The organism is [Zimmermannella] bifida NBRC 103089 (assembly GCF_001570925.1).
Classification (GTDB): Bacteria; Actinomycetota; Actinomycetes; order Actinomycetales; family Microbacteriaceae; genus Gulosibacter; species Gulosibacter bifidus.
In genome coordinates this window covers 1-24939 of sequence record NZ_BCSP01000006.1, presented here as the reverse complement: position 1 = coordinate 24939, position 24939 = coordinate 1, and the positions used below count along the sequence as shown (strand labels likewise).

Below are 24939 nucleotides of genomic sequence, written 5' to 3'. Positions count from 1 at the left end.
CGATCGTGCAGAGCCTTGATCCCGGACTCGTCACACTCGCGCTCGAAGGGCCGGCCTCGTACCGCGACAAGTACGAGCTCGTGTTCCGGCGACGAGCCGAACACCCCAACGCGACCTGGCAGGCCGACCACACTCAACTCGACATTCTCATACGAGGGGCTCATGGGCGCCCTGAACGACCCTGGTTGACGATCATCCTCGATGACTACTCACGAGCGATCTGTGGGTACACAGTGTTTGTGGGCTCCCCGTCTGCAATCAACACCGCCCTTGCGCTACGGCAAGCGATCTGGCGCAAAAGTGACCCCACTTGGGCCATGTGCGGAATTCCGGAAGTCCTCCACGTCGATCACGGCAGCGACTTCACGAGCCTCCATCTGGAACACACATCTATTGCGCTCAAGATCCGAGTGATCTACTCAAGCGTTGGCAGGCCGCAAGGGCGTGGAAAGGTGGAGCGGTTCTTCGGCACGATTAACACCGAACTCCTCCCGCATCTACCCGGCAAGCTCACAAAGGGCTCACCCGCACCAAAACCAGCACTCACGTTCGCAGAGCTCGATCATGCGATTGGCAATTTCGTTGCAGCATACAACGACCGAGTGCACAGCGAACTTGGCACCAGCCCCAAGTCCGCATGGATCGGCAACGGTTGGATGCCCCGCCTCCCCGACAACCTCGAACAACTGGACGGGCTTCTACTCACCGTGCCGAAAAGCCGAGTAGTTCAGCGAGACGGAATCCACTTCCAAGGCCAGCGCTACGTCGCACCGACGCTCGCACCCTTCGTGGGACGCAGCATCACAATCAGATACGACCCCAGAGATCTCTCCGAAATTCGCGTGTACGACCACGACACCTACATTTGCGTCGCCGTCGACGAAAGTCACCCCAATCAAAGGCTCAGCCTCCGAGACATCGAGACAGCTCGCCGGGCACGCCGCCGACAGCTCCGCAAAGAGATAAACGAACGAGTTCCCCGTGCGGCCCCTCGCGACGAAATCCCTGCAGAGCCTCCCGGAACCCGCCGAGTCAAACTTCGGACATACGAAGAGGACGAATCATGAGCCGCGACTTCATCATCACAAAAGAACACCGCCGCTTCAAAGAGTTTGCGAACGCCGTCCGCAAAGAACGCACTATTGGAATCTGTCAAGGAGATGCCGGAGTGGGGAAAACTCAGTCTGGTCGGCGCTACGCCCGGTGGGACTTGCTCGAACCATTCCTGGTTGAGTGGGGACCGCGCACCGACGGAGATGCTGCGCGCTACGCAGCAGCATCTCGTTCCCGCACACTGTTCTACACACCCTCCGTACTTCCAAAGCCAGCCCAACTCATCCAGGAGATTGACCACCTGCAGGGGCGGCTCGGCATTTGCATCGACGAGCACCTCCGAGAAATTGGCAAGATCACGAGCCCGTTAATGCGGGGCAACCCACGAGACTTGGTGGAACTGCTCATCGTTGACGAGGCAGAACGACTCAACTCAACCGCACTCGAGATACTTCGCGACCGCCATGACCGCCAGCAGATCGCAGTTGTTTTCATAGGGATGCCCGGCATCGACAAGCGATTTCGGCACTATCCGCAGCTCTACAGCCGAATCGGATTCTCTCATCGCTACCGCAACCTTGCCCGCGACGAGCTCCTGTTCGTTCTCACCCGTCAATGGAAGGTGTTGGGACGCACGCTCGACCCCGAGGAGTTTACGGACGCCCAAGCAATCGCTTGTATCGAGCGCATCACCCGAGGCAACTTTCGCCTTCTCGAACGGCTCTTCCCTCAGATCGGGCGAGTGCTAAGGATCAACGACCTTGAAACCATCACTGATGACGTCATCGAAGCCGCTGCCAGCACGCTCGTGATCGGCGCATGAAACCGCCACCTACTTCTGCAATTTATCCGCCAAACGGCGCAGACAGTCACACTAGCCGAGGAGTGAATCGACTGACTCATGAACGGTCGTTTGTGATGTGTCTAATTCAGCGGCGTCCACCCCACGGGTAGCGGGCCGCCGAGCATCGCACGCTGACGGTCGTCACGCTCCGACCACCCCTGCCCGCCATCGGCGGCCTCGCTCCGAGACACAGCTCCGCGAGCAACACGAAAGCCAACATCGTCCACGATGGCGTCGGGGGCATTTCCTCGGCGGACACCCACCCGGCAACTCCACTGTGGGTCTGCCCAGCCGCCACCTTTGAGGAGTCTGTAGTCGCCGTACCGTGCAGGGTCTAGACGGTCCCAGCACCACTCCCAAACGTTGCCGAGCGTGTCGAATAGTCCATAGGCGTTCGCGTCTTTGCTTCCAGAGGGCTGTGGACCAGTCGTGCCGTCCTCTTCTGTCCAAGCAATCTGGTTCAGCGGACCGTAGCGGGGCCCTGCAGAACCACCCATGCTGCCGTGAACCCACTCTGCTTCGGTGGGTAGTCGATAACCTTCGGACTGCGGATTCCAATGGACAGTGTCGCTGTCGATGAGGTATGCAGGCTGTAACCCCTCATGCTCAGACGCACTATTGCACCACGCAATAGCCTCTCGCCAGGTCACACCGGTCGCGGGAAAAGAGTGACCGTCTGGAGTGGTTTCTGTGATCCGCCCAGCCAAGAAATCGGTCGCGCTAACAGCAACGGTGCTCAACCAGAAAGAGACGAGGGCGACGTGCCTCTCGGTCCCTCGTCGAGCGTCTGCGAGACAAACCAGACCACTAGGGATATGAGAGAACTGCACAGAACGAGGCTATGCCAGGTCTTCATTCGATTCCAAGCAATGCCGGCAGACGTTGGCTACGACAAGAAACGATCTGAGAATCACGACATTTACTGGCGCGAGTCACAGCGGTCGGGGTGCAGCGCACTCGATGCGGTTCAGAAACGACCGATTTTGAGCGGTGCCACTAATACATCAAGTGCTGTACAGTACATCGTATGATGAACATTGAATCACGGATCGATGCGATGAACCGGCTTGGCCGCGCCATGGCCGACCCCACCCGGTCACGCATCCTCCTGTCCTTGCTGCACGAACCCGGATACCCAGCGGAACTTGCCCAGGCCCTGGGATTGAGCCGCGCCAACGTTTCCAACCATTTGACCTGCCTGCGCGGCTGCGGAATTGTCGTGGCGAAAATGGAAGGCCGCAAAACCCGGTACGAAATCACCGATCCTCACCTCACCACCGCCCTGAGCGCCCTGGTTGACGTGACGTTGGCCGTCGATGATGAAGTACCTTGCCTGGACCCTTCCTGCCCTGACTGCGCCACCAGCGCCGATCGAGAACACGAGGAGCAAGCATGAGTTCCGCCTGCGGTTGCGATTCACCGGAACCCACCGAAGAATTCGAAGAGGAACTGCCCTGGTGGCGGGATTGGCACGTGCTCGTCCCCATAGCCTCAGGCGTTTTCTTCCTCGCCGGGCTCGTCCTTGAATGGAGCACCCACGGCGAAAGCGCCGCCATCGTGACCTTGGCGCTGTTTTGGATCGGCCTGCTGCTGGGCGCTTTTACCTTTGCTCCCGGCGCCCTGCGAAACCTGTTCACGAAACGGAAACTCGGCATTGGGCTGCTGATGACCATCAGCGCCACCGGTGCGGTCATCCTCGGATATATCGAAGAAGCCGCAGCCCTGGCATTCCTGTATTCCATTGCCGAAGCCCTGGAAGACAAAGCCATGGACAGGGCACGCTCGGGCCTGCGCTCTTTGTTGAAGCTCGTCCCGGAAACGGCCACCGTCATCCGTGACGACGCACCGGTCGTGGTCAGTGCAGCAGAGATCAAGATTGGCGATGCCCTGCGCGTGAAGCCTGGTGAACGCTTGGCAACCGATGGCGTGGTCAGCCAAGGATCAAGCAGCTTGGACACCTCCGCTATCACGGGGGAATCAATCCCCGTCGAAGTAACCGTAGGTGACCAGGTTGCTGCTGGTTCCATCAATTCATCCGGCGCGCTAGTGGTCACTGCAACGGCAAACGGCACGGACAACTCCCTGACCACGTTGGTGAGCCTGGTCGAGCAAGCCCAGTCGGAACGTGGCGAACGGGCACGGCTCGCTGACCGCATTGCCCGCCCGCTGGTTCCCGGTGTCATCGTCCTGGCCGTACTGGTTGCTGTGCTTGGAGCGATCTTCGGCGATCCCGTAACCTGGATCACCCGCGCACTGATCGTGCTGGTCGCAGCCTCGCCTTGCGCGATGGCCATCGCCGTTCCTGTCACCGTTGTTTCCGCCATCGGAGCTGCCAGCAAGTTCGGTGTCATCATCAAAAGCGGAGCAGCCTTCGAACGGCTTGGTTCCCTGCGCCGCATCGCGGTAGATAAAACTGGAACACTCACACGCAATCAGCCAATGGTCACGCAAGTCCAGACCGTTTATGATTCGACTCGCGAAGAGGTGCTCGCCGTTGCTGCCGCCCTGGAACAGCACAGCACCCACCCTCTAGCTACGGCCATCACCGCAGCAGTACCCGCGATCCCGGAGGCATCGGCGGTTAACGAAGAGCCAGGACACGGCATTACCGGCGTCCTGGATGGTGTTCAGGTCGGGGTCGGCAGTCCTCGATGGATTGCCCCAGGATCGCTTGCTTCCGCTGTTGAATCCATGGAGGCCTCCGGGCAAACCTGCGTCATGGTCACCCGTGCAGAGCAGGTCATTGGCGTCATCGGCGTGCGCGATGAACTACGCCCTGAAGCCGCCGAGGCAATTCGAGACCTGCATAACCAGGGAATCGACGTGGTGATGCTCACCGGCGATAACTCCCGTACTGCCCACGCGCTGGCTTCAATCGCCGGTATAGACACCGTTCATGCCGAACTGCGACCTGAAGACAAGGCCCGTGAAATCGCTTCGTCGGTGCAACAGGTTCCTACAGGGATGATCGGTGACGGGATCAACGATGCCCCTGCCTTGGCTAGCGCTACCGTGGGAATTGCGATGGGCGCTACCGGTGCCGATGCCGCCATAGAATCAGCCGACGTAGCCTTCACCGGCCATGACTTGAGACTGATCCCGCAAGCCTTGTCCCATGCCCGACGGGGCCGAGCGATCATGAATCAGAACATCGTCCTGTCAATGGCGATCATCGTTGTCCTGCTGCCCTTGGCTATTACCGGAGTGCTTGGATTAGCCGCGGTAGTGCTGGTCCACGAGGTCGCAGAAGTCATCGTGATTGCCAACGGCCTTCGTGCTGCCCGTATCCACCGCAAGCAGCTCACCCAGCAGCCGGGCAACGTCCTGCACTAGCGCTGGCTTCGTTGCCGTTGAAGGCGGGGCACTATTTCCACCGGGAAATTAGCGCCCCGCCTTCAACCATCTAAAACCAAAGTGGGTGGTGCTGTGCGATGCGCCATTTTTAACGGTGATAAACCGCCAATTGAAACTAACAGTCATACGCCGGGGATTCCTGGTTCTTGGTTATCTGGTCAAAAACGACCGTTAATGGGCCGCCATTTTTCTATGCGCAGCCTATGAGCTTAAATGCATCATCCTCGGTCGTGGCGGGTTAGTGTGCCCAGTGGGCAACTGATTGGTTGAGCTTGCTGAAGCTTAGTTGGGAGAGTTGAACAGAAATCCCACATTTGAGGCTAGGCATATGACAACTCATAATGATTGCGCACATACCATTTACTACCTATTGGCCAGTTATAGATATTCAATGGAATTAACCCTAGATCAAACTGCCTTGTGAGAAAGCAAACCTACGGCACCCGATACACCCACTCCGGGTTCGTGAACTTCGATTTCACAAGCTCAGCCGCACGCTCAAGCTCAGCCGGGGTCAATGCATCCCGCTCGCCACCGTGTAACTCAACAAACTTCGCCTCGAGCGCATCAAGAATCTCTGCACGTGGCAAACCCGTCTGTGATTTCAACGGCGACACCCGCTTCTTCGCCGAACGGTGCCCCTTATCGCTCATCTTCTCGCGCCCAATGCGCAGCACCTCGAGCATCCGGTCGGCATCAATGTCATACGACAATGTCGCGTGATGCAGCACCGCACCCGAACCGAGCCGCTTTTGCGCGGCCCCACCGATCTTGCCCTCGGGCGAAGTGATGTCGTTCAACGGCTCATACCGCGCATTAATGCCAATCCCCTGCAGCGCATCGAGCACCCACGCGTCCAAAAACGCATACGACTCAGCAAACGACATGCCCGCCACCAACTCACCCGGCAAATACAGCGAGTACGTCACGATCGAGCCGGCCTCCATAAACATGGCACCGCCACCCGAAATCCGACGCAACACCTGCACGCCATAGCGAGCCGCCGCATCCACATCGACCTCGTTCTTCACCGACTGAAACGAGCCGATAATCGCCGCCGACTCGTTCCACTCCCAGAACCGCAACGTCGGCGCACGCCGCCCCGCCGCGACCTCTTCGGTCAGCACCTGGTCGAGCGCCACCTGCATCGCCGCGGGCAGCGGCTCGTGGCGAATAATCTGCCAATCGTATTCGCGCCAGTCACGCGCGCCGGTAATCGCGCGGCGCACCGCCACCGCGACCGCCTCGGGCGAAAACCCGAGCAGTTGCGCATCCGCGGGCAGCGCGCGGCGCACCGCTTCGGCAAGTTCGTCGTGGGTGGATGCGAGGGGCATCCCGTTGAGTGCGGCATTGATCGCTTCGAGCGCGTCGTCAGGTTCCAAGAAGAAGTCGCCAGCGACGCGCACCTGCGAGCACCGCGCATCCGCATCCGCCTCGAAATCGACGACGACCAGCTTGCCGCCGGGCACCTTGTATTCACCGTGCATCGGATGCGGCCCCTTTCTACTTTGCGCGTGTTTCGGCAGGTGCCGCGGCAGTCTCGGCCACCGCATTCGGGGCCGCCGCATTCCCGGCCTCGGGGGACACAAACCGCCAGTTCAACCAATCGATCAGCTCGGCCGTCGCCCGATCGCGGTCGAGGTCGTTCAACACTTCGTGACGCGAACCGGGCATGATACGCAGCGTGACGTTCCGCATCCGGTACAGCTTGCGCATCACCCAGTCGAGCGCCCGCGCACCCCTACCCCAGTAGCCCATCGGGTCTTCGTCGCCCACAAGAATGTAGACGGGTACCTCGGCCGCGCGACCGCAGCGAGGCAGCGGCAGGCGGGTCGCTAGGTGAATTGCGTGCCGAGGCTGGAACACCACCGACTTCGTCACGTCAAAGCCGTACAGGTCATCGTTCAAGCGCTTGATCTCGGTCTCGTCGCGCGAGATCCAGTCCATGCGGTGCGGCTTCGCAATCCCCAGATCATTCCAGTGATCGTTGTACTCGCCCACGTTGATGAACCCCGGGAACGCGAGCGACGAACCCGAAAACACGATCGCATCCGCAAACCGCGGACGCCACGCAAACAACTGCTGCGCCATCAGCGAGCCCCACGAGTGCGAAAACTCGACAAACGGCAGCTGCGGGTGACGCTCCTTCGCCCACGAAATCACATCGTGCACCACCCGACGCGCGCCCGGCATCCCCACCGGACCAAGCTGCCCCAGTCCATAGTTGCGCACACCAGTGCGCCCGTGGCCGAGCTGATCGTGACCGATCACCACATACCCGGCCGCGGTCAGCTCGCGAATGAACCGCTGATACCGCCGCACGTGCTCACCGACACCGTGCGAAATGTGCACGAGCGCATTCGCGCGCTGCCCCGGGGCAAGCTGCGGCAACCACTCGTACACGTGCACGTAATCACCGTGCAGCTGCAGGATGTGTTCGGTGTAGTCGACCTCGATGCCGTCAACGGTCGTATCTTGGCCGGGCGTGTAGAAGCGGTCCGCGACACCCATGGTTACGCTGCCGCCTCCCAACGGGCGTTGATGACCTCGGTGAACGCGCGCAGCAGCATGTCGATCTCTTCGCGGCCGATGATCATGGCCGGGGCAAGGCGCACGGTCACGCCGTGCGTGTCCTTGGCGAGCACGCCCTTCGCGAGCAGGTCGACGCAAACGTCCTTAGCTGTACCGATCTTCGGGTCGATGTCGACACCCATCCAGACGCCGGCGCCGCGCACTGCGGTCACACCGCGGCCGATCAGCGCCTCAAGACCTTCGCGAAGCACCGGATGCAGCTGCTGGCAGTTTTCCTGCAGCTTTCCGGTGGCGAGTTCCTCGCACACTGCCGTACCGACGGCAGCGGCGAGCGGGTTACCGCCGAACGTCGAGCCGTGGGTTCCCGGCTCGAGCACGCCCAACACGTCCTCGTTACCAATGACGGCCGATACCGGCAGGATGCCCCCGCCAAGCGCCTTCGCGGTCACGATGAGGTCGGGCTCGATGCCCTCGGCCTGGAAGCGGAACGTGGTACCCGTGCGGCCCATACCGGTCTGGACCTCATCGCAGATCATCAACACGTTGCGCTCTGCCGTGAGCTCGCGCACCTGCTTGAGGTAGCCCGCATCCGGAACAATAATGCCGGCCTCGCCCTGGATCGGTTCGAGGATGACGGCAACGGTTTCGTCGTCGATGGCGTCGCGCAGGGCGTCAATGTCGTTGAACGGCACCAGCGAGAATCCGGGAGTGAAGGGACCGTAGTCGGCGGTTGCGACCGGGTCGTCACTCAGCGAGATGAGCGTGGTGGTGCGGCCGTGGAAGTTGCCCTCCATGCCGATGATCTTGCCCGCGCCCTGCGGCAGACCCTTGACGCGCACGCCCCACTTGCGGGCGATCTTGAGCGCGGTTTCGTTGGCTTCGGCACCGGTGTTCATGAACAGCGCCATGTCCTTGCCGGCGAGCTTGGTGAGCGCCTCGGCGAAGTCACCGATGCCTTCGGCATAAACCGCGCGCGAGGTGAGCGACAGCTTGCTCATCTGGTCGCGCATGACGTCGATGAACTTGCCGTAGCCGTGGCCGAAGGTTGCAGCCGAGTAGGCGGTGAGGCAGTCGAGGTAGCGGTTGCCGTCTACATCCGTGACCCACACGCCTTCGCCCGAAGTCAGTACCAGGTCGAGCGGCGCGTAGTTATGCGCCGTGTAGCGGTTGACCTTGTCGATTTCGAGTTGGGCGTTCGGTGAGATCTCGGATGCAGTCATGCATTCGATCTTAGTTCGCGTCGGTTTGGCAGGCTGATTGTGCTGCGGCACACTCGTCGCTGCTGAAATCTGCCCCGCACAGGGGGTCAGAACGCATATTTGGCCCATCAGTGCTGGCAGGGGGCAAATTTCTTGGTTTACCGGACGACAAGCGCGCCGCCGCACCCAAAACGGGAACGACGGCGCGAGAGTTGGCGGCATCAATGCCGCAGCGAGCCTAGAGCCCGGCGCCCGAAGGCGAAACCAGGATCTTCACCGCGGTTTCGTTGCGATTGATCAAGGTGTCAAAGCCTTCGTCTACCAGCCCGTCGAGGCCGATCTTGCCAGTGATGAACGGCTCGAGGTTCACCTTGCCCTCTTCGACCATCTTGATGGTCTCTGGGTGGTTGTTTACATACGCGATTGTGCCGCGCAGGTCGATTTCCTTCATCACGAGCTTGTGCATGTCGAAGTCCGAGCGCTTGCTCCAAATCGAGATCACGACGATCACGCCGGTCGGGCGCACTGCATCCATCAGCGTGTCGAGTACAACCTGCACCGACGTTGCCTCAAATGCGACATCCGCACCCTTGCCGTCGCGGCTGAGCTTGCGAACCTCAGCGACGACATCCGTCTCGCGGGGGTCAAACGCGTAGTCGGCGACACCGGTTTCGAGTGCCTTCTCGCGACGCAACGGGCTGAGCTCTGACATCACCACAGTAACGCCCTTCGCCTTCAACACGGCAGCAGTAAGCAGGCCGATCGGACCAGCGCCACCGATAATCGCAAGGTCGCCTTCCTTGACGTCCGAACGCTCGACAGCGTGTGCACCAACCGTCAACGGCTCAATAAGTGCGGCCTGGTCGAGCGGCACCTTCTTGTCGATCTTGTGTGCCCAGCGAGCCTTCACCACGATCTTTTCACCAAGGCCACCGCCGCCACCACCGAGGCCGATGAAGTTCATGTCCTTCGAGAGGTGGTAGTCCTTGCTGTCGGCGCCAGTGTCGACGTCGTCCGAGATGATGTACGGCTCAACGACCACGTGGTCACCAACGGCGAGTCCTTCGACGCCTTCGCCGACTTCATACACGACACCCGACATTTCGTGGCCGAGCGTCAGCGGTGCCGACTCACCCGAAATCGGGTGTGGATGGTTGTGCGGCGGGATGAACAACGGACCCTCAAGGTATTCGTGCAAGTCGGTGCCGCAGATGCCGCACCAGGCAACGTCAATGCCGACGGTGCCGGGAACCACGGTAGGGGCATCCACCTCTTCGATGCGGATGTCCTTGTTGTCGTAATAGCGTGCAGCCTTCATACCCATCTCCAATACCTAGTGGTGGAATAACTCCCTCAAGTCTCGGCAATCAAGATCAACGGGCACACATGTTGGTAGTGAAACAATTAGAAGCTACGCATAAATATGTGTAATGCGCGCATACTTCGGCCTGCTTGTGCTCGACTTTGCCCGGCAAGATTTGTTGCCTGTGGGCGCCTCCGAAGCAACTATTTCGATGAAGGCGCTATGTGGCAACAATTCTTGCCACGGTCAGTCCAACAAACGCAGCCAGTCACCGCGACCCCGTTGGAATCCTGTTGCATATACGGGTAGGCGGCCCGTATATGGGCTTGCTGCCCCGTATATGCAACAAATTTCCCGAGGCCCCGGAGCACACAAGTGCGCAGCTCACCCAACGCAGCGACTACTTGCCGAGCAGGCTCGCATCCGGGTCGACAATCGTCTCGTGCGGGAACAGCGAGAACACGCGCTCATCGACGTTGCCGTGGCGGTGCGCGGTAATCGAGATCGACTGCTCGCGCAGGAACGGCAACATCTCCACCAGCCCCGCAAGCGTCACGTCATCCGAGAACAGCGCGATGTCGACCGCGTTCTTGAGCGCGCTCTGCACCGCCTTGCGCGAACCACCGAGCAACCGCATCCGCGGCGCCTCACGCAGTCCCTCGCTCCGCAGCCGTGCCAAGAACTCGTCATCCGACTCGATCCGTACCGATGCCTGACGCTGCTCGAGCTCGCGAGCCAAACCGGTCGGCAGTTCCCAAGCGCTCGAGATCATGATCGGCGCGCGGGCCGCCACCGCAGCCACCAGCACCTGGCCGAGTTCGTCGGCCTTCGCATCCGATGAGAAGCGGATGAGGCAGGGCGCGGGTCGATAGCGGAACAGGTTGCGTTCGATGCGCAGGTTACTGATGTCGGTGACCTCACCGAACGTCTCGTTCCAGGCGATCTGGCAGCTGAGCGCGGTGCGACGCACCCGCTCGAACTCTTCAAACTTCAGCCCACCTTGCAGCGCCTCAATCAGGCGCGAGATCGGTGTCTCAAGCCCCCGCAGGTGCAACGTGTTCGACTGTTCGTGCTCGTCGGCACGCCAGCGCCCCAGGTGCATGAGCGAGTTCGGACCACCGGTCTTGAGCTTCGTGCCGATCATCGAGCGGTTCCAGCCGCCGATCGGCTGCTGCTGGACGCGCATGCCGATTACGTCGCGGTTGACGTACAGGTTGCCGGCTTCAACGCCCTGCACCCACTCGGCGATTTCGGCGCGGTCGAGTGAGAACAGGCTGGCGCCGAGCCCGCAGTCAAGGTCGTTCTGCAACTCGATCGCCTCGCGCAGGGTGCGCACCGTAATGAGGTTCACGACCGGCACCATGGCGTCGTTGGTAAGCACCGTCGATTCGCGGGTCAGGCCAACGCGAATACCGGCGGTCCACAGGCGTCCGGTGTCGTCGACACTTCGGGGTTCGAGAATCCACCGCTCCCCCTCGGCAAGCGAGGTGAGCTGTTCCATCGCCTTGGGGTCGGCGCGCGAAACGAGCGGTCCCGCATCCACCACCGGGTCAGACGGGTAACCGACGCGCTTGGATGCGAGGGCATCGGCAAGCTGTTCGGTGAATCGTTCGCTGCGTCCCGCGGCGCCCACGAGGATGACCACCGACGGCCGCAATGGGTTCTGCCCGCCCGACGAGATCACGCTGGTGGCGATATCGCGCGCGGCCAGGTCGTAGTCGGCAGCCGGGGTCACGATGGCCGATGACTTGCCACCGGATGCACCGATCATCGGTAGATCGCTGCGCCACGCGAGAAAGTGCGCGGCGGTGTCATAGTGGCCCTGCATGAGCACACGCTCGACGCGCTCATCGACGATGAGCTCGCGCGCAAGCTGGTCTTCGCTCAAACGCTGGTGGTCATTACCGGCGAGCTGCACGAGGTCGCCCGGCAGGTCGGTTGCCCACAGCACGCGCGCGAAGATCGCCGCCGTGCGTTCGCTGCGCGGGGCCGGCACCAAGATCGCCGCGCTACCGGCCGCGAGCGCCGAAAGCAGCCCGTTGGCGACCGACGAAACCGGCGGCACCCAACCGGGAATCACCAGCGTGATGCGCACCGGGTCGAACGAGGCGCCCTGCATGCGGTCAAGCTGCCGGGCGAGGTGCGCGTAATAGTTGGCGAGGTCGACGCAGCGGCTTACATCGCTGTCGACTTCGGCGAACGTCAGGCAGGTTTCGCTCATGGCAACTTCGATGAGTCGCGCACGGTTCGCGTCGATCGCCTTGGCCAGCTGTTCGAGCTGCGCGGCACGTTCCCAACCCGAGGTTTCGCGCCACGAGGTGCCGGCGGCGTTGGCACGCTCGATGATTTCGGTGACCTGTTCGATGGACTGCAGGTGGTGTGATGCAGCTTCGTCGATGCCAAGCTGGCTGCGAGCACTGCGGCGCTGAATCGCGCGCGCCCAGTCACGAATCTCCGGCAGTGTTGGGTCGCTATCGGGCGTGTTGCGGAAGGTGTTGCGCAGGATTCGCCCGCGGCGAAGTCCCAATACGACTTCCGTCAGGTTTGGTGCAGCGCCGGTGTCGGCCGGGTTTTCGCGCTGCGCTTGCGTGTCGTAGGCGCGAGGTGCAGCGCCGGGTTCGGGATGCCCGCTAGTTTCGTCTACCGTGTCAGTTTCACCAGCCAGTTCGAAACCGGATGCACCGCCGTCGCGTTTTCCGAGGACGGTCGTGTTCGCGTTCGCGCGTGCGGCGTCAGCCGCACTGAGTTCAGTGCCGGATGCGGCCGATTCGGCACGTCTTGCACCGTTCGTGCCCTCGCGGCTCGCGTCGTTTGCGGCCTCGTCGTCAAAGAGTCCGTCTGGAAAGAGTTCGAGCTCGATCGCCGCGGTAATGCCGGGGGCGTCCTCGGGCGCGACTCGAGACTGCGTGCGCATCTTGCCTGCCGGGAGCTGGTGCATCCGCGAAATTGCGCTGAGCAGACGTTCTTGCTGTGGGCCGTACCCGTCGTGGGCGGCAACGGGCTGCAGTACCGCATCGGCACCGGCTGGGTCGGCGGCAGTTCCGGGGCCGGCGGGGGTTCCAGGAGTAATTCCCGCAATGGCCGTACCCTGTGCCCGCGCGATCGCGGTCACTTCAGCAAGCTGCGCAAGGCGTTCCTGTTCGCCCCAAGCGGCTCGTTGAATAAGCGTGCGCGCGTAGCCGACGGCGGGGCGGAAGTCATCACCGGGCAGTTGCGCGATGCGCACGCTCGGCTGCGCGCCGATCTCACCGATGCGGCGCAGCGTTGCGTCATCGACGCCGTTGGGCACGATGACCGAGACCGGAACAAGTGCGCGACGCTGCGCCGCGAGACTGGCCGCGAGCACCGCATCCATCGCTGGCGCAAAGTCGAGTTCGAGTTCGAGCACGCCGTGGTGCTCGGTGCCGAGCACCGTGTCGATGCAGCGCACCATGTTCGCGTCGACGTCGGCGTCGTCAACGAACGTGGCAATCTTCCATTCGTGCCGGCGCGCATCCACGCGTTCGACACCGCGATCGGTCATGCGAAAGAGGCTGATGCGCAGCGGCTGTCCGCCCTCTTCGCGGTGCATGTGGGCGCTACCGGCCACTCGGCGAATGAGCGACGAACATTCGGGCAGGTCAACCGGCAGGGCGACTCCGAGTAGCGAGCCATGCATCCCGTCGATCTTCATGGCCCGCATGCAGGTTTCGACCACAGCTTCGGCATCGCGCGAGCAGGTGGCGCGCACCATCAGGCGCACCGGCGCTCCGGCCTGCGGTGGCCGCGCTTGGCGGGCGACCATGGCGAGTTCGGCGAGCTGCATCGCGGTGCGTTCACAGGCGCCAATAAAGTCCCAGGCGCTGCCGTTGGGCACCAGGTCGCGCCAGGTGAGTTCGACTTCGTGCACGTCTGCGCGCGACACGAGCGTCCGCATCCGTTCGCGCAATTGGTGCACGCCGTGGTCGCCAAGTACGGCATCGGTGAGCGGGGTGACACGGACCGATGCGCCAAGTTCGGTCGCGGCGGCAGCGGCCTTCGTCAGTGCCTCGTCACCGCCGGTGATGATGGCGCTGCCGAAGAGTCGGCGCGCCGCCCGGCGCACAGCAGGTACCGCAACAAACGGCACGCCGGGACCGGCAAATGCGCCGATCTGGAAGCCCCGTCGGGCACGCGAACTCAGGGTTTCGGGGATGCGGTCGGCAAGGTCGCTGAGACCGAATCCAGAGGCGAGCAGATCGTCGGGGCGCAGCACGTCATCGACAAGGCCGAGCATGAACGCCTCGCCGCCCTCGCTGCGCATGGCGAGGTTGAGCTCGCTGTCGGCGTCGAGCTTCGCGCGGCGGCGCGCGTTAGGTTCGGCTTGCTTGGCACGTTCGATTTCGTAGCGCGCGGCGCAGTCTTCGCGCCACCACTTGCCGAGCATCTCGAGCGCGGGCGATGCGGCGTGGTCAATGGCGATTGGTTCGCCGGATGCGACCCCAACTGCACCGAGTTCGTCACGCTGGCCGTCGGGCCCAGTCCCGGCCGCCGGCATTCCCCAATCGTTGGCATTCACACCAGGGCTCGGCTGGGCGCCGGGGCCCTGCTGGTGAGCGTCAACCGCGGGCGATGCCGCAACAACTCCGGCACCGGCATCCTCACCGGCCACATTCCGAGTCGCGAGCGCGTCATCCCACTGGGGCACGCGCCACTGCAGGTCCTCGGCACTCACCGCGACCATGCCTGCCTGCTGTGCGGGTACCGCATCCGGGCCAGTAACCGCCAGATCGCTGCCAGCCGCAACGTCCGCATCCGGCTGCGCGCGCTTGCGCTGCAGGATAGAACGAACCAGGTCGGCACGCTCAACGCGGCGTGCCCGAACCTGCTCGATTTCCCGTCCGCCAGGCTGCGATTCGTGATCGGCGCGTGCGAATCGGCGGTCCGCGGGACCGGCAGAATCGGCGGCGTTACCCGGTTGCATCGGGGGAAGCTGTGGTGCCATGTCGCGAGTGTAGCGCCGGGGCACCTACCAGCAGGTGATCGACTCGGCGGGTGCCGATGTCACCGCCAGAATCTCGATCATTTCTGTGGATGCGAACGCAAATCGGGTGCGAACGCGCCGCATCGCCTTACGGCAGGTCGATCAGCCCGGTGTTCGGTCGTTCTTCGTCGACTGCGGGAATGTCCTCGCGGCGCACTTCTAGCCCGCGTTCCTCGGCCTCAAGTTCCATCAGCTCGCGCAGGTCAATGGCGGAGGTTTCGGCCAGCGGTTCACCGGCTGCCGCCCACTCGAGCCCGTCGAGCAGCGACGCGACCGAACGCTGGCGCGCAACCACGTCGATCCGCAGCCCCTGGGCGCGCGCATCTTTCGTGGTCCGCGGCCCGATTGCGGCCAAGAGAATGTCATCTGGAATCGGCGCGAACTGCTTCATCAGCTGTTCAGCGACCGAACCCGAAGTCACCAGCGCCGCCTTGATGCGACTGTGGTGCATGTCGTAGCGAATCGACTCGGCCGCTGGCACGCCAACGCTGCGATACGCAACTACCGAATCGACCTTGTGCCCGCGGCGCCAGAGGCCACGCGCGAAGTCGGGTTTCGAGGCCTCAGAGCGTAGCCAGAGCACACGAATCTTCGGCATACGGCGACCGCTTTCGGGCCATTCCACGAGCAGACCCTTGGCCGAGTTGTCGTGCGAAGGCGCAAAGTCCACGCGGTAGCCAGCGGCAATGAGGGCGGATGCGGTGGTTTCGCCGGCGGCGACGATACGGGTGGTCGGCGGTACCTGCACGTTCATTGAGTGCATGACGTCGACCGCAGTGGCGCTCGTGACCGCGAGCCAGTCGTATTCACCGTGGGCCAAGCGCGCGAGCGAATCCATGAGCAGCGGCGCGTCTTGCGGTGCCGGGCTCGCGAAGTTGATGAGCGGCGCGATGATTGGAAACGCCCCGCGCGCGCGAACGGCTTCGGCAACGTCGTTGCCGAATGAACCCCCGCGCGGCACGAGGATCTTCCATCCACGCAACGGGGCGTTGGATGACACGAGATGCCCTAGCGACCGCGGCGACCGAGCATGATCATGCCGGCCACGATGCCCACAACTCCGGCCGCGGCAGCGCCAAGCAGGCCGTAAACCTTGGTTGGGTTCTCTTCTTTTGCAGCCACGAACTGCTGCTTGCGTTCGCTGCTCCATTCACCAAAGCGAGCTGGAACATCGAGCTTGTACTCGAGGGCATTGAGTGTTTCGGCAAGTTCGCGACGGGTTACCTGAATGTCGCGGCGCAGTTCAGCCGAGCTGCGCTTTGCTTGTGCTTCGTTACTCATAACGACCGAGCCCCTTTACAGCGTTCAGATCCTGACGCACCGATTCCAGCGTGCGTTCGGGCTTGATGCCCTGCATCTTCTTAAACATAACGATGGCGACGATCGCCGCAATAATCATCAGCACCAGCAAGGCGCCGGCGACGATGAGCGCCGAGAGCCAGGGTGCGAACCACGAGTTCAAGCCGAGAATGGCAAAGGTGATCAGCACGGCCCACAGCGTCAGGCCAAAGAACGCCACGACGCCGAACAGCGCGGCGCCGGTGCCGCCCTTGATGGCCTTGGAGGTGAGCTCCTGCTTGGCCTGCTCCATCTCGTCTTGCGCGAGCTTCATTGCCAGCTGCGGCACGCTGCTGACGAGCTTGGCGAGCGGCTTGCGCGACTTCGGGTTGAATTTGCCGAACCGCATCGGTTCTTCAGCGTTCGGAAACGGACCGCGCTTGGGGTCTGGTTTGTCGTACGCACTCACGTGAATGGTCCCTTCGAGGCGGATGAATTCGGTGGCGATTCGCGCGGATGCGCGCCGCATGTTCGTTGCCGATTGGTCGCAATAGCGAAATCGTGCCCGCAGTTCGAGCCTAGTCGGCCTGGCGCCTACGTGTCAGGCGCGCCTGGGCGTCAGGCGGCTACCGCGGTCGGCGAACAGGAATTAGTTGGCCGGGCGCTCGACGGTGCCGCTCGGCTGCGAGGCTGCCGCACGCTTGCGCTTGTTTGCGCCCATGACCTGGCTCACCAGTCCCGAAGCGACGGTACCGGCGCCGCGGAATGTGCCCTCAACAGCCTTGGGTACGTAGCGATCAACAAGCCCCTGCGCCTTGTTGACCTGCTGCTGTACCGGCTTGGATTCCCAAACCTTGCTGGCCTGCGCGGCGATCTGTTCGTAACGCTCGCGTCCGGCGCGAGCACCAAGGACGTAACCAGCAGCAGCACCAACGAGCAGTGCGAACTTGTTTGCGGTCTTCATGGCGTACCTTTCCGTTGCGGAATATGTATGTCGTTGCCTAGGTGATTCGCCTCTAGGCTAACGGCCGCAGATGGGCGCAACCCTTGGGATCACGCCCATCCACTCAGCTAGTTGTTACCAAATCTCAACACGCGCGCTCTCGTCGAGCCACAGCGCATCCGATTCGGTGACGTCAAACGCCTCGTAGAACGGCTCGAGGTTGCGCACGATCTGGTTGCAGCGGAACTCGGACGGGCTGTGCGGGTCAACCGCAAGCAGCATCTTCATGTATTCGGGGCGACGCTGTTCGCGCCAAGCCTGCGCCCACGAGAGAAAGAACCGCTTCGCGGCGCTGACACCGTCGATTTCATGCGCCGCGAGCTGGTCGGCACCGCCGATGTGCAGCAGGTATGCCTTCCACGCAATCCCGAGCCCGCCGAGGTCACCGATGTTCTCGCCAATGGTGAGCTCGCCGTTCACCTTCTCGCCGTCGACACCCTCGGGCGACAGTGCACTGTATTGGTCGATGAGCGACTTCGTGTGCTTCTCGAACGCGGCGCGGTCAGCTTCGGTCCACCAGTCTTCGAGCAGGCCGTCGCCGTCGTACTTCGAGCCCTGGTCGTCAAAGCCGTGTCCGATTTCGTGGCCGATAACGGCACCGATCGCACCGTAGTTTGCCGCCGCATCCCGGTTTTCATCAAAGAACGGCAGTTGCAGGATGGCCGCGGGGAACGCGATCTCGTTCGTGGTCGGCATGTAGTAGGCGTTCACGGTCTGCGGCGTCATCAGCCACAGGTCTTTGTCGACCGGCTGGCCGACGCGCGCATAGTGGCGGTCGGCTTCGACCTTGGCCGAGCGGCGAGCGTTGCCCACGACGTCATCGCGCGACACCTCGAGTGCCGAGTAGTCGAGCCACTTCTCGGGGTAACCGATCTTTGGGTAGAACTTCTCGAGCTTCGCGAGCGCGCGCTTCTTGGTGTCCTCACCCATCCACGAAAGCTGGGTGATCGACTCGCGGTATGCCGCCACGAGATCCGCGACCAGCGCATCCATCTTCGCCTTGGCCTCGGGCTTGAAGTGCTTGGCGACGTACGCCTCGCCCACGACCTCACCGAGCATGCCTTCGACGTAGCCGATGGCGCGCTTCCAGCGAGCGCGCTGTTCTGGCACGCCGGTAAGAACAGTGCCGAAGAACGCAAAATTCGCCGCCGAAATCTCGGGGGTCAGCAGCGCCGCGTTGCCGACGATGATGCGCCAGGCCAACCAGTTGCGCCACTGGTCGAGGTGTTCGTCGTTGAGCATCGACGCCACACCGGTGATGTAGCTCGGCTCGCAGACCACGAGGCGCTCGAACACGCCCTCGGGTGCCTGCTGTGCGGCCAGCCACCCGCGCATATTGCGGTCGCCGAACGGCTCGAGGAACGCATCCAGCGACATCGGGTTGTAGGTGAGGTCGGCCTCGCGGGTCTTCACGACATCCCAGTGGTGGGATGCGATCGCCGTTTCGAGCGCCATGATCGCCGCCGCGCGGGTGGCAACGTCGTCGAGGCCGACGAGCGTGAGCATCCGCTCGAGGTGGGCCACGAACTGTTCGCGGATCGGCGCGTACTGTTCCTCGCGGTAGTACGACTCGTCGGGCAGGCTCAGACCCGATTGGGTGACGTAGAGCGCGTTGATTGCGGGGTTGCCAGCGTCTGGGCTGACGTACATGCCCAGGAATCCGCCGCCACCGCGCTGCTCGTGCTGGCCGAGCAGTTCGAGCAGGTCGTCGATGGATGCGGCGCTCAGGGCCGCTTGTACGTCAGCGTCGATCGGGGTGGTACCGAGTTCGCGCAGGCGGTCTTCGTTCATGAATGCGGCGTAGGCATCATTGGCCTTGCGCAGCGGGGAACCTTCGGGAGCTTCGTGCTCGAGAATCTCGCGCACGGCGAGTTCGGCCTCGTCGACGAGCATATGGAACGAGCCATAGCTGCTCTTGTCGGCCGGGATCTCGGTGTTCGCAATCCAGGGACCGTTGACGTGACGAAAGAGGTCGTCTTGCGGTCGAATCTGCTGGTCAAAGGACTCGTAGTCGATTCCTGCGGGCAACGATGCGTCAGAAGTCATGCGCACCAGCGTAACCACATGCGCGTGGATGCCCGCCGATCACAGGGAACCTGTGGCCGGTCCTCGACCGACAGCGCCGCAATATCCGGATGCCCGCCGATCACGTGGAACCTGCGCTGCAGACGAACCGGGCATCGGAAACGTGCCCTGTGCATCCTGCGCCCATCGGCAGCCCACTGGCAGCCCACTCAAGTCGGCCTCAACATGCACCCCACCACACGCTTGTGGCCGACTTTGCACAGTAAACGCGTCCCGAAGTGGGCAAAGTAGGCCACAACGCGAAGTCTGCGGGGCGGCCGGGCAGCGTGGCGGCCGGGCCGGGCGTGCGGCAGTGCGGGGCGCAACGTTACGTCAACAACAGGCCGGCACTTTCCCAGCAGACTCACAGCGTGCGACAATTGCCACGTGACCACAGACCAAGGTGTCGCCACCCGCAGTACCTCCCGACGCATCCTGGCCCTCGCCATTCCCGCCCTCGGGGCACTGGTTGCGCAACCGATTTTCGTGGCCACTGACACCGCCATGGTCGGACACCTCGGTGAGACGGTCCTCGCCGGCCTGTCGATTGGGTCGATGTGCATCACGACGCTCGTCGGGCTGATGATCTTCTTGGCCTACACCACGACCCCGGTCGTCGCCCGCCGTCTGGGTGCCGGTAACCGTGCCGACGCCATCCGCGCCGGTATCGACGGGATGTGGCTGGCACTGTACTGCGCCGTGGCACTGCTGCTGGTTGGCCTGGTCGCCGCCGGCCCCGTGATCTCAACCATGACCGACGACCCGTTCGTCGCATCCGCCGCCATGAGCTACCTCACGATCTCGCTGTGGGGACTGCCGGGCATGCTCGTCTCGATCGCGGCCACCGGACTGCTGCGCGGCCTGCAAGACACCCGCACGCCGCTGGTCGTCTCGCTCTGCGGCGCCGTGGCGAACATCGGTTTCAACTACGTCTTTATCTTCGGACTGCAGCTCGGCATCGCCGGATCCGCGCTCGGCACCGCGGTCGTCGAAACACTGATGGCCTGCGTCTACGCCGCGATCGCCCTCAAGGCCGCGGGCGAAGAACACGTCTCGCTCTCCCCCGGCATCGGCAACCCAACCGAGCAGCTGCGCGCATCCACCTACATGCTGCTGCGCACACTGACCCTGCGCATCGCCCTCGTGGCGACCGTGTGGGCTGCCGGACAGCTCGGCACCACCACGCTCGCGACCTTCCAAATCGCGTTCACCATCTTTAACCTGCTCGCATTTGCCCTCGATGCGCTGGCGATCGCCGCGCAGGCAATGATCGGGCACGACCTCGGCGAACGGGATGGCGTCGGCGCCGCAACTGACAGCACCGCTGCGGTTGACGAAGCCGAACGACGAGTGCGCTCGCTCGTTATGCAGCTCAGCGTTTGGGGTCTCGGGTTCGGCTTGGCGCTCGGTGCGCTGCTGCTCGCGGTTTCGCCGTGGCTCGGATCGTGGTTTACCAACGACCCGAAGGTGCAGGCACTCTCGGGAATCGTGCTCTTCGTGGTGGCGCTGCCGATGCCGATTGCCGGCCTGGTGTTCGTGCTTGACGGCGTGCTGATTGGCGCAGCCGACAACGCTTACCTGGCGCTGAGCGGCGTGGTCAACCTTGCCGTGTTCGGCGGTGCGCTGGCGCTGGCCATGTCGATGGACATGGAGCAAGACAGCAAAGCACCGCTGGTTTGGCTCGCGTTTGGTGGCGCAATGATGTGCTCGCGCGCGATCACGCTCGGGGTTCGGGCACTGGGTTCGCGGTGGATGCAGCTTGCCCCGGTAAGTGCGCCGGTCGCTATTGCGTCGGCTCGCGCATCCGTCGCCCAGCCGCCCCGCGAGGCAGCCCAGGACTCCCCCGCCGCACCGCGCCGCGTCGACGCCAGCCGCTAGCGGCAGCTGCGCGAGCGACCGCATCCCTGCGGAACTGCCGACCGCATCCGACTGCCTTCGCTGCACCGCATTCTTGGCGCGGCGCACAGCTGGCCGGATGCATCCCGGTACCCTTTGGGGGTGCGTCTTGTCATTGCTCGTTGCTCGGTCGACTACGTCGGCCGTCTCACCGCCCACCTGCCCGAAGCCACCCGCCTGCTGATCCACAAGGCCGATGGCTCGCTGCTCGTGCACAGCGACGGCGGCAGCTACAAGCCACTCAACTGGATGAGCCCGCCGGCGACATTCGAAGTCGCTGAGCTGAGCGAAGAACAGCAGCTGGCCGGCGTTGTCGAGTGCTGGGAGGTCAAGCACCGCAAGTCGGGCGACACCCTGCGCGTCAACATCTTCGAGTTCGTTTCGGACTCGCACCACGAACTCGGCGTCGACCCCGGGCTCACGAAGGACGGCGTCGAAGCCCACCTGCAAGAGCTGCTCGCCGCGCAGATCGAGCGCCTCGGCGATGGCCACACGCTGGTGCGCCGCGAGCACATGACCGCAATCGGCCCGGTTGACATTCTGGCACGGGATGCGGAGGGTGCCGCCGTTGCCGTTGAGATCAAGCGTCGTGGCGAGATCGACGGTGTGGAACAGCTCACCCGCTACCTCGAGCTGATGAACCGCGACCCGCTGCTGGCCCCCGTGCAGGGTGTGTTCGCGGCACAGGAGATCAAGCCACAGGCTCGGACGCTCGCCGAAGACCGCGGCATCCGCTGCCTGGTGCTCGACTACGACGACATGCGCGGCGAAGAATCCGGCGAACTTCGCCTCTTCTAGCCCCGTCCGCACCTCGGACCCCATCGCAGCCCGGCCCAGCCGCTGCCAACCGCATCCCGGCTCGTCCGGCTTGGCCGCAGCCAACCGCATCCGCCTTGATGACTCGTTTACTCGATTGAACGGGCAATACGTCCTCCAAACGGACAAAACGAGTCACGAAAGCCGGCGACAACCCAAGTCACGGCGAATGCTCGCTGCGCCCGGGCTCGGGCTCGGGCTCGGCGCTACTCCCCGGTTCGGTACGCCGGATGCACGGCCCGGTTCGGTAGGGTGTGCCCGTGCGATTCTTCTTTGACGCGCGGTACATCCGCACCGACTTTCACGACGGCATCAGCCGCTATTCGGCGCAACTTGCCCAGGCAATCCACGCGCAGCACCCCGATGAGGTGACCTTCCTCATCCACGACCGCGCCCAGCTCGCGCACCTGCCCGAAGATGCGCGCTGGCTGCTGCTGCACTCGAACGAGTCTCCGCTCGAGCCGATCGCGGCGCTGCGCCTCAACAAGTACCGCCCTGATGTCGTGTTCTCGCCGTTGCAGACCATCGGCACTACCGGCCGCAACTACATCGCGATCAACACGCTCCACGATCTCATCTACCACCGTCACCCCAAGCCGCCGGGTCACCTCAACCCGCTGCTGCGCCTTGGCTGGCGCGCCTACCACCTCACCTACGTGCCGCAGCGTATGGCGCTCAACGGCGCCGATCTGATCGCCACGGTCTCCGAAACCACCAAGCAGCAGATCATCGAGCACAACCTCACGCGCAACGACATCGTGGTGGTGCCGAACGCGCCGAACAACCTGGCCGAGCATCTCGACGCGAACGCGACACCCGGTGCATCCGCCCCGAAGAACATCGTCTACATGGGCGCGTTCTTGCCTTACAAGAATGTCGAGACGCTGATCCGCGGCATGGGGTTTCTGCCGGGGCGCACGCTGCACCTGCTCAGCCGCATCCAGCCCGCCCGCAAGCGTGAGCTTGAGGCGCTGGTTCCCGCTGGCGCGCAGGTGGTGTTCCACGAGGGCGTGAGCGATGCCGAATATGCGCGATTGTTGGCAAGGGATGCGGTGCTCGCGACCGCTTCGCTCGATGAGGGGTATGGTCTACCCGTGGCCGAGTCGCTTGCGCTCGGTGTGCCGGCGGTGATTAGCGATATGCCGATCTTCCACGAAGTTGCCGGTGCTGGCGCGAAATATTTCGACCCGCACAATCCGCGCGACTTTGCCGAGGGCGTGATGGCGCTCGACGACGATGCCGAACGTGCTGCGGTGCGTGCTGCAGGTTTGGCGCACATCGGCCGATTTAGCTGGGAGCGTTCCGCGGCGACGCTGTGGGATGCGGCCCTCAACCAGATGGGATAACCCGTCCCGTATTCGTACTTGTCCGCGGGCACATGCCCGAGATTGCTTTGAACACTATGACCAATATTGATGACACCCCGTCGGTCGACGTGGTGATTACCGAACCTCCCCACCCCACGCAGCCACCGGCTCGCACGGCAACTGCGCGACCGATGCCGCTCGGCGACGGGCTACCGCCGTTCACGACGGTGCTGTGGGATTTGGACGGCACGATTAGTGATTCGGCCGCGGGAATTGTGGCGGCCATGCGGGCGACGTTTGATACGTTCCGGATGCCGATTCCGGATGACGCGACGCTGCTGAGCTATGTGGGCCCGCCGATTATTGATTCGTTCCGCGAGCAGGGCTTGGATGACGCGATTGAGATCACGCACGCGCTGCAAACCTACCGCGAGATCTACGAAGAGCACGGACTGCTGCAGTCCCCCGCGTTTGAGGGCGTTGGCGAGATCATCGCCGAGCTGCATGCGCGTGGTGTGCACCAATCGACCGCGACGAGCAAGCCCGAGACCGCGGCGTCGAAGGTGCTCGAGCACTATGGCTTGGCACAGTATTTTGACTTCATTACTGGTGCGAGTGCGGATGAATCGCGGTCGGCAAAGGCGGATGTGGTCGCTGAGGCGTTGGCGCGTTTGCGCAGTGCGTATGCGGATTTGTCACGCACGATCATGATCGGTGACCGCCACTATGACGTCACCGGGTCGGCTGCCAACGGCGTGCCCGCGATCTACGTGACCTGGGGCTACGGCAAGGTTGGCGAGGATGAAGGCGCCGTTGCGGTTGCGACGACCGCGGCTGAGCTGCGCGAACTGCTGGGGCTGCCTGCCTAGCAGTTGGCGCCAATTGGTGAGCTAGAGCTTGTCGCCGCGCTCGTAGGGAGGTTCTGGCATGAAGCAAGGACTAACGGCAGAAACGTTAAGTGTGATTTCGCCCGTATCTGCGCTCTCATTAACGCCAACTGAAACTGTGAAGTTGTCCTGAGCAAACCAACGCCTACGACTTGAGGGGTCGCCTTCATGTCCTTCCTGGGCTGTCCACCCCTGTTCATTCGAAAGCGCAGACGCCAGCTCTTCCTTCAACTGTTCTACATCGGTATCGGGTTTTATAAACACAGCAAACCCTCCGTCATAGTAGACGGATTCATCATTCACCTCAGCTTGAGCCCCAGGGAACATGGGTTGACATGTCAACAGCGTGTTCTGCAAGTCCCCAATCTTTGGTAGAGACTCGCTACTCGAATCAATGACGG

At 62.9% G+C, this 24939-nt stretch carries 20 protein-coding genes; 8 read left to right on the top strand and 12 right to left on the bottom strand.

Annotation, left to right across the window (positions count from 1 at the left end; genetic code table 11):
• The first annotated feature begins 5 nt into the window (after positions 1-5).
• On the top strand, positions 6-1067 hold the full coding sequence (locus ZBI01S_RS06120) for a TnsB C-terminal domain-containing protein (protein WP_306301614.1): 1062 nt from the start codon (positions 6-8) through the stop codon (positions 1065-1067).
• Positions 1064-1876, top strand: coding sequence for an AAA family ATPase (locus ZBI01S_RS06115; protein WP_066057879.1), 813 nt, complete (start codon positions 1064-1066; stop codon positions 1874-1876). Before ZBI01S_RS06120 ends, ZBI01S_RS06115 begins: the two co-directional genes overlap by 4 nt.
• 101 nt (positions 1877-1977) lie before the next feature.
• Here ZBI01S_RS06115 and ZBI01S_RS09565 read toward each other — a convergent pair whose 3' ends face one another.
• Positions 1978-2727: a formylglycine-generating enzyme family protein gene (locus ZBI01S_RS09565; protein WP_083524570.1), complete on the bottom strand. Its 750-nt coding sequence runs from the start codon at positions 2725-2727 to the stop codon at positions 1978-1980.
• Between the two features lie 197 nt (positions 2728-2924).
• Here ZBI01S_RS09565 and cmtR point away from each other — a divergent pair, with 197 nt between their 5' ends.
• Together cmtR and ZBI01S_RS06105 are read left to right on the top strand one after the other, a co-directional pair.
• The gene (gene cmtR / locus ZBI01S_RS09560) at positions 2925-3293 is read left to right on the top strand and encodes a Cd(II)/Pb(II)-sensing metalloregulatory transcriptional regulator CmtR (RefSeq protein WP_083524569.1); all 369 of its coding nucleotides are present in this window, start codon (positions 2925-2927) and stop codon (positions 3291-3293) included.
• The gene (locus ZBI01S_RS06105; RefSeq protein ID WP_066057873.1) at positions 3290-5230 is read left to right on the top strand and encodes a heavy metal translocating P-type ATPase; all 1941 of its coding nucleotides are present in this window, start codon (positions 3290-3292) and stop codon (positions 5228-5230) included. Before cmtR ends, ZBI01S_RS06105 begins: the two co-directional genes overlap by 4 nt.
• 455 nt (positions 5231-5685) lie before the next feature.
• Here the strand turns inward: ZBI01S_RS06105 and lplAB are convergent, their stop codons facing one another.
• The 10 genes from lplAB to ZBI01S_RS06055 all read right to left on the bottom strand — a co-directional run bounded on the left by lplAB (position 5686) and on the right by ZBI01S_RS06055 (position 19614).
• A complete protein-coding gene (gene lplAB, locus ZBI01S_RS06100; protein WP_066057870.1) occupies positions 5686-6738 on the bottom strand; it encodes a lipoate-protein ligase LplAB in 1053 nt (350 codons plus the stop codon).
• 16 nt (positions 6739-6754) lie between these two features.
• The gene (locus ZBI01S_RS06095; protein WP_066057867.1) at positions 6755-7762 is read right to left on the bottom strand and encodes an alpha/beta fold hydrolase; all 1008 of its coding nucleotides are present in this window, start codon (positions 7760-7762) and stop codon (positions 6755-6757) included.
• Between the two features lie 2 nt (positions 7763-7764).
• The gene (gene rocD / locus ZBI01S_RS06090) at positions 7765-9003 is read right to left on the bottom strand and encodes an ornithine--oxo-acid transaminase (protein ID WP_066057863.1); all 1239 of its coding nucleotides are present in this window, start codon (positions 9001-9003) and stop codon (positions 7765-7767) included.
• Positions 9004-9220: 217 nt separating this feature from the next.
• Positions 9221-10300, bottom strand: coding sequence for a 2,3-butanediol dehydrogenase (locus ZBI01S_RS06085; protein WP_066058098.1), 1080 nt, complete (start codon positions 10298-10300; stop codon positions 9221-9223).
• Positions 10301-10685: 385 nt separating this feature from the next.
• Positions 10686-15248, bottom strand: coding sequence for an aldehyde dehydrogenase family protein (locus tag ZBI01S_RS06080; RefSeq protein ID WP_066057860.1), 4563 nt, complete (start codon positions 15246-15248; stop codon positions 10686-10688).
• 127 nt (positions 15249-15375) lie between these two features.
• Positions 15376-16287, bottom strand: coding sequence for a uroporphyrinogen-III synthase (locus ZBI01S_RS06075; protein ID WP_066057857.1), 912 nt, complete (start codon positions 16285-16287; stop codon positions 15376-15378).
• Positions 16288-16295: 8 nt separating this feature from the next.
• Positions 16296-16568 (bottom strand): DUF3618 domain-containing protein, encoded by a 273-nt coding sequence (locus tag ZBI01S_RS10120; protein ID WP_066057854.1) that lies wholly within the window; start codon positions 16566-16568, stop codon positions 16296-16298.
• On the bottom strand, positions 16561-17094 hold the full coding sequence (locus tag ZBI01S_RS06065) for a phage holin family protein (protein ID WP_066057851.1): 534 nt from the start codon (positions 17092-17094) through the stop codon (positions 16561-16563). Before ZBI01S_RS06065 ends, ZBI01S_RS10120 begins: the two co-directional genes overlap by 8 nt.
• A 120-nt stretch (positions 17095-17214) precedes the next feature.
• Positions 17215-17529 carry a hypothetical protein gene (locus ZBI01S_RS06060; RefSeq protein WP_066057848.1) on the bottom strand — a complete coding sequence of 105 codons (315 nt, stop codon included), beginning with the start codon at positions 17527-17529 and terminating at the stop codon, positions 17215-17217.
• A 114-nt stretch (positions 17530-17643) separates the two neighbouring features.
• Positions 17644-19614 carry a M13 family metallopeptidase gene (locus tag ZBI01S_RS06055; protein WP_066058095.1) on the bottom strand — a complete coding sequence of 657 codons (1971 nt, stop codon included), beginning with the start codon at positions 19612-19614 and terminating at the stop codon, positions 17644-17646.
• A gap of 405 nt (positions 19615-20019) precedes the next feature.
• On the opposite strand from ZBI01S_RS06055, the gene ZBI01S_RS06050 reads away from it, so the two are divergent.
• From ZBI01S_RS06050 to ZBI01S_RS06035, 4 genes are all read left to right on the top strand, one after another.
• Entirely contained in the window at positions 20020-21510 is a 1491-nt protein-coding gene (locus ZBI01S_RS06050; RefSeq protein ID WP_245610556.1) for an MATE family efflux transporter, read from the top strand.
• 120 nt (positions 21511-21630) lie between these two features.
• Positions 21631-22326: an endonuclease NucS gene (nucS, locus tag ZBI01S_RS06045; RefSeq protein WP_066057845.1), complete on the top strand. Its 696-nt coding sequence runs from the start codon at positions 21631-21633 to the stop codon at positions 22324-22326.
• Between the two features lie 278 nt (positions 22327-22604).
• Positions 22605-23690 (top strand): glycosyltransferase family 4 protein, encoded by a 1086-nt coding sequence (locus ZBI01S_RS06040; RefSeq protein ID WP_066058092.1) that lies wholly within the window; start codon positions 22605-22607, stop codon positions 23688-23690.
• 56 nt (positions 23691-23746) lie between these two features.
• A complete protein-coding gene (locus tag ZBI01S_RS06035; protein ID WP_245610555.1) occupies positions 23747-24520 on the top strand; it encodes an HAD hydrolase-like protein in 774 nt (257 codons plus the stop codon).
• A 21-nt stretch (positions 24521-24541) separates the two neighbouring features.
• Here ZBI01S_RS06035 and ZBI01S_RS06030 read toward each other — a convergent pair.
• On the bottom strand, positions 24542-24939 hold a 398-nt coding region (locus ZBI01S_RS06030; RefSeq protein ID WP_222822372.1), incomplete at its 5' end, for a hypothetical protein.

Bases quoted from the DNA above. Each gene is read 5' to 3' on its own strand.
- ZBI01S_RS06115 (WP_066057879.1), top strand. From the start codon at position 1,064: ATGAGCCGCGACTTCATCATCACAAAAGAACACCGCCGCTTCAAAGAG.
- cmtR (WP_083524569.1), top strand. From the start codon at position 2,925: ATGATGAACATTGAATCACGGATCGATGCGATGAACCGGCTTGGCCGC.
- ZBI01S_RS06105 (WP_066057873.1), top strand. From the start codon at position 3,290: ATGAGTTCCGCCTGCGGTTGCGATTCACCGGAACCCACCGAAGAATTC.
- lplAB (WP_066057870.1), bottom strand. From the start codon at position 6,738: ATGCACGGTGAATACAAGGTGCCCGGCGGCAAGCTGGTCGTCGTCGAT.
- ZBI01S_RS06095 (WP_066057867.1), bottom strand. From the start codon at position 7,762: ATGGGTGTCGCGGACCGCTTCTACACGCCCGGCCAAGATACGACCGTT.
- rocD (WP_066057863.1), bottom strand. From the start codon at position 9,003: ATGACTGCATCCGAGATCTCACCGAACGCCCAACTCGAAATCGACAAG.
- ZBI01S_RS06085 (WP_066058098.1), bottom strand. From the start codon at position 10,300: ATGAAGGCTGCACGCTATTACGACAACAAGGACATCCGCATCGAAGAG.
- ZBI01S_RS06080 (WP_066057860.1), bottom strand. From the start codon at position 15,248: ATGGCACCACAGCTTCCCCCGATGCAACCGGGTAACGCCGCCGATTCT.
- ZBI01S_RS10120 (WP_066057854.1), bottom strand. From the start codon at position 16,568: ATGAGTAACGAAGCACAAGCAAAGCGCAGCTCGGCTGAACTGCGCCGC.
- ZBI01S_RS06065 (WP_066057851.1), bottom strand. From the start codon at position 17,094: ATGCGGCGCGCATCCGCGCGAATCGCCACCGAATTCATCCGCCTCGAA.
- ZBI01S_RS06060 (WP_066057848.1), bottom strand. From the start codon at position 17,529: ATGAAGACCGCAAACAAGTTCGCACTGCTCGTTGGTGCTGCTGCTGGT.
- ZBI01S_RS06055 (WP_066058095.1), bottom strand. From the start codon at position 19,614: ATGACTTCTGACGCATCGTTGCCCGCAGGAATCGACTACGAGTCCTTT.
- ZBI01S_RS06035 (WP_245610555.1), top strand. From the start codon at position 23,747: ATGACCAATATTGATGACACCCCGTCGGTCGACGTGGTGATTACCGAA.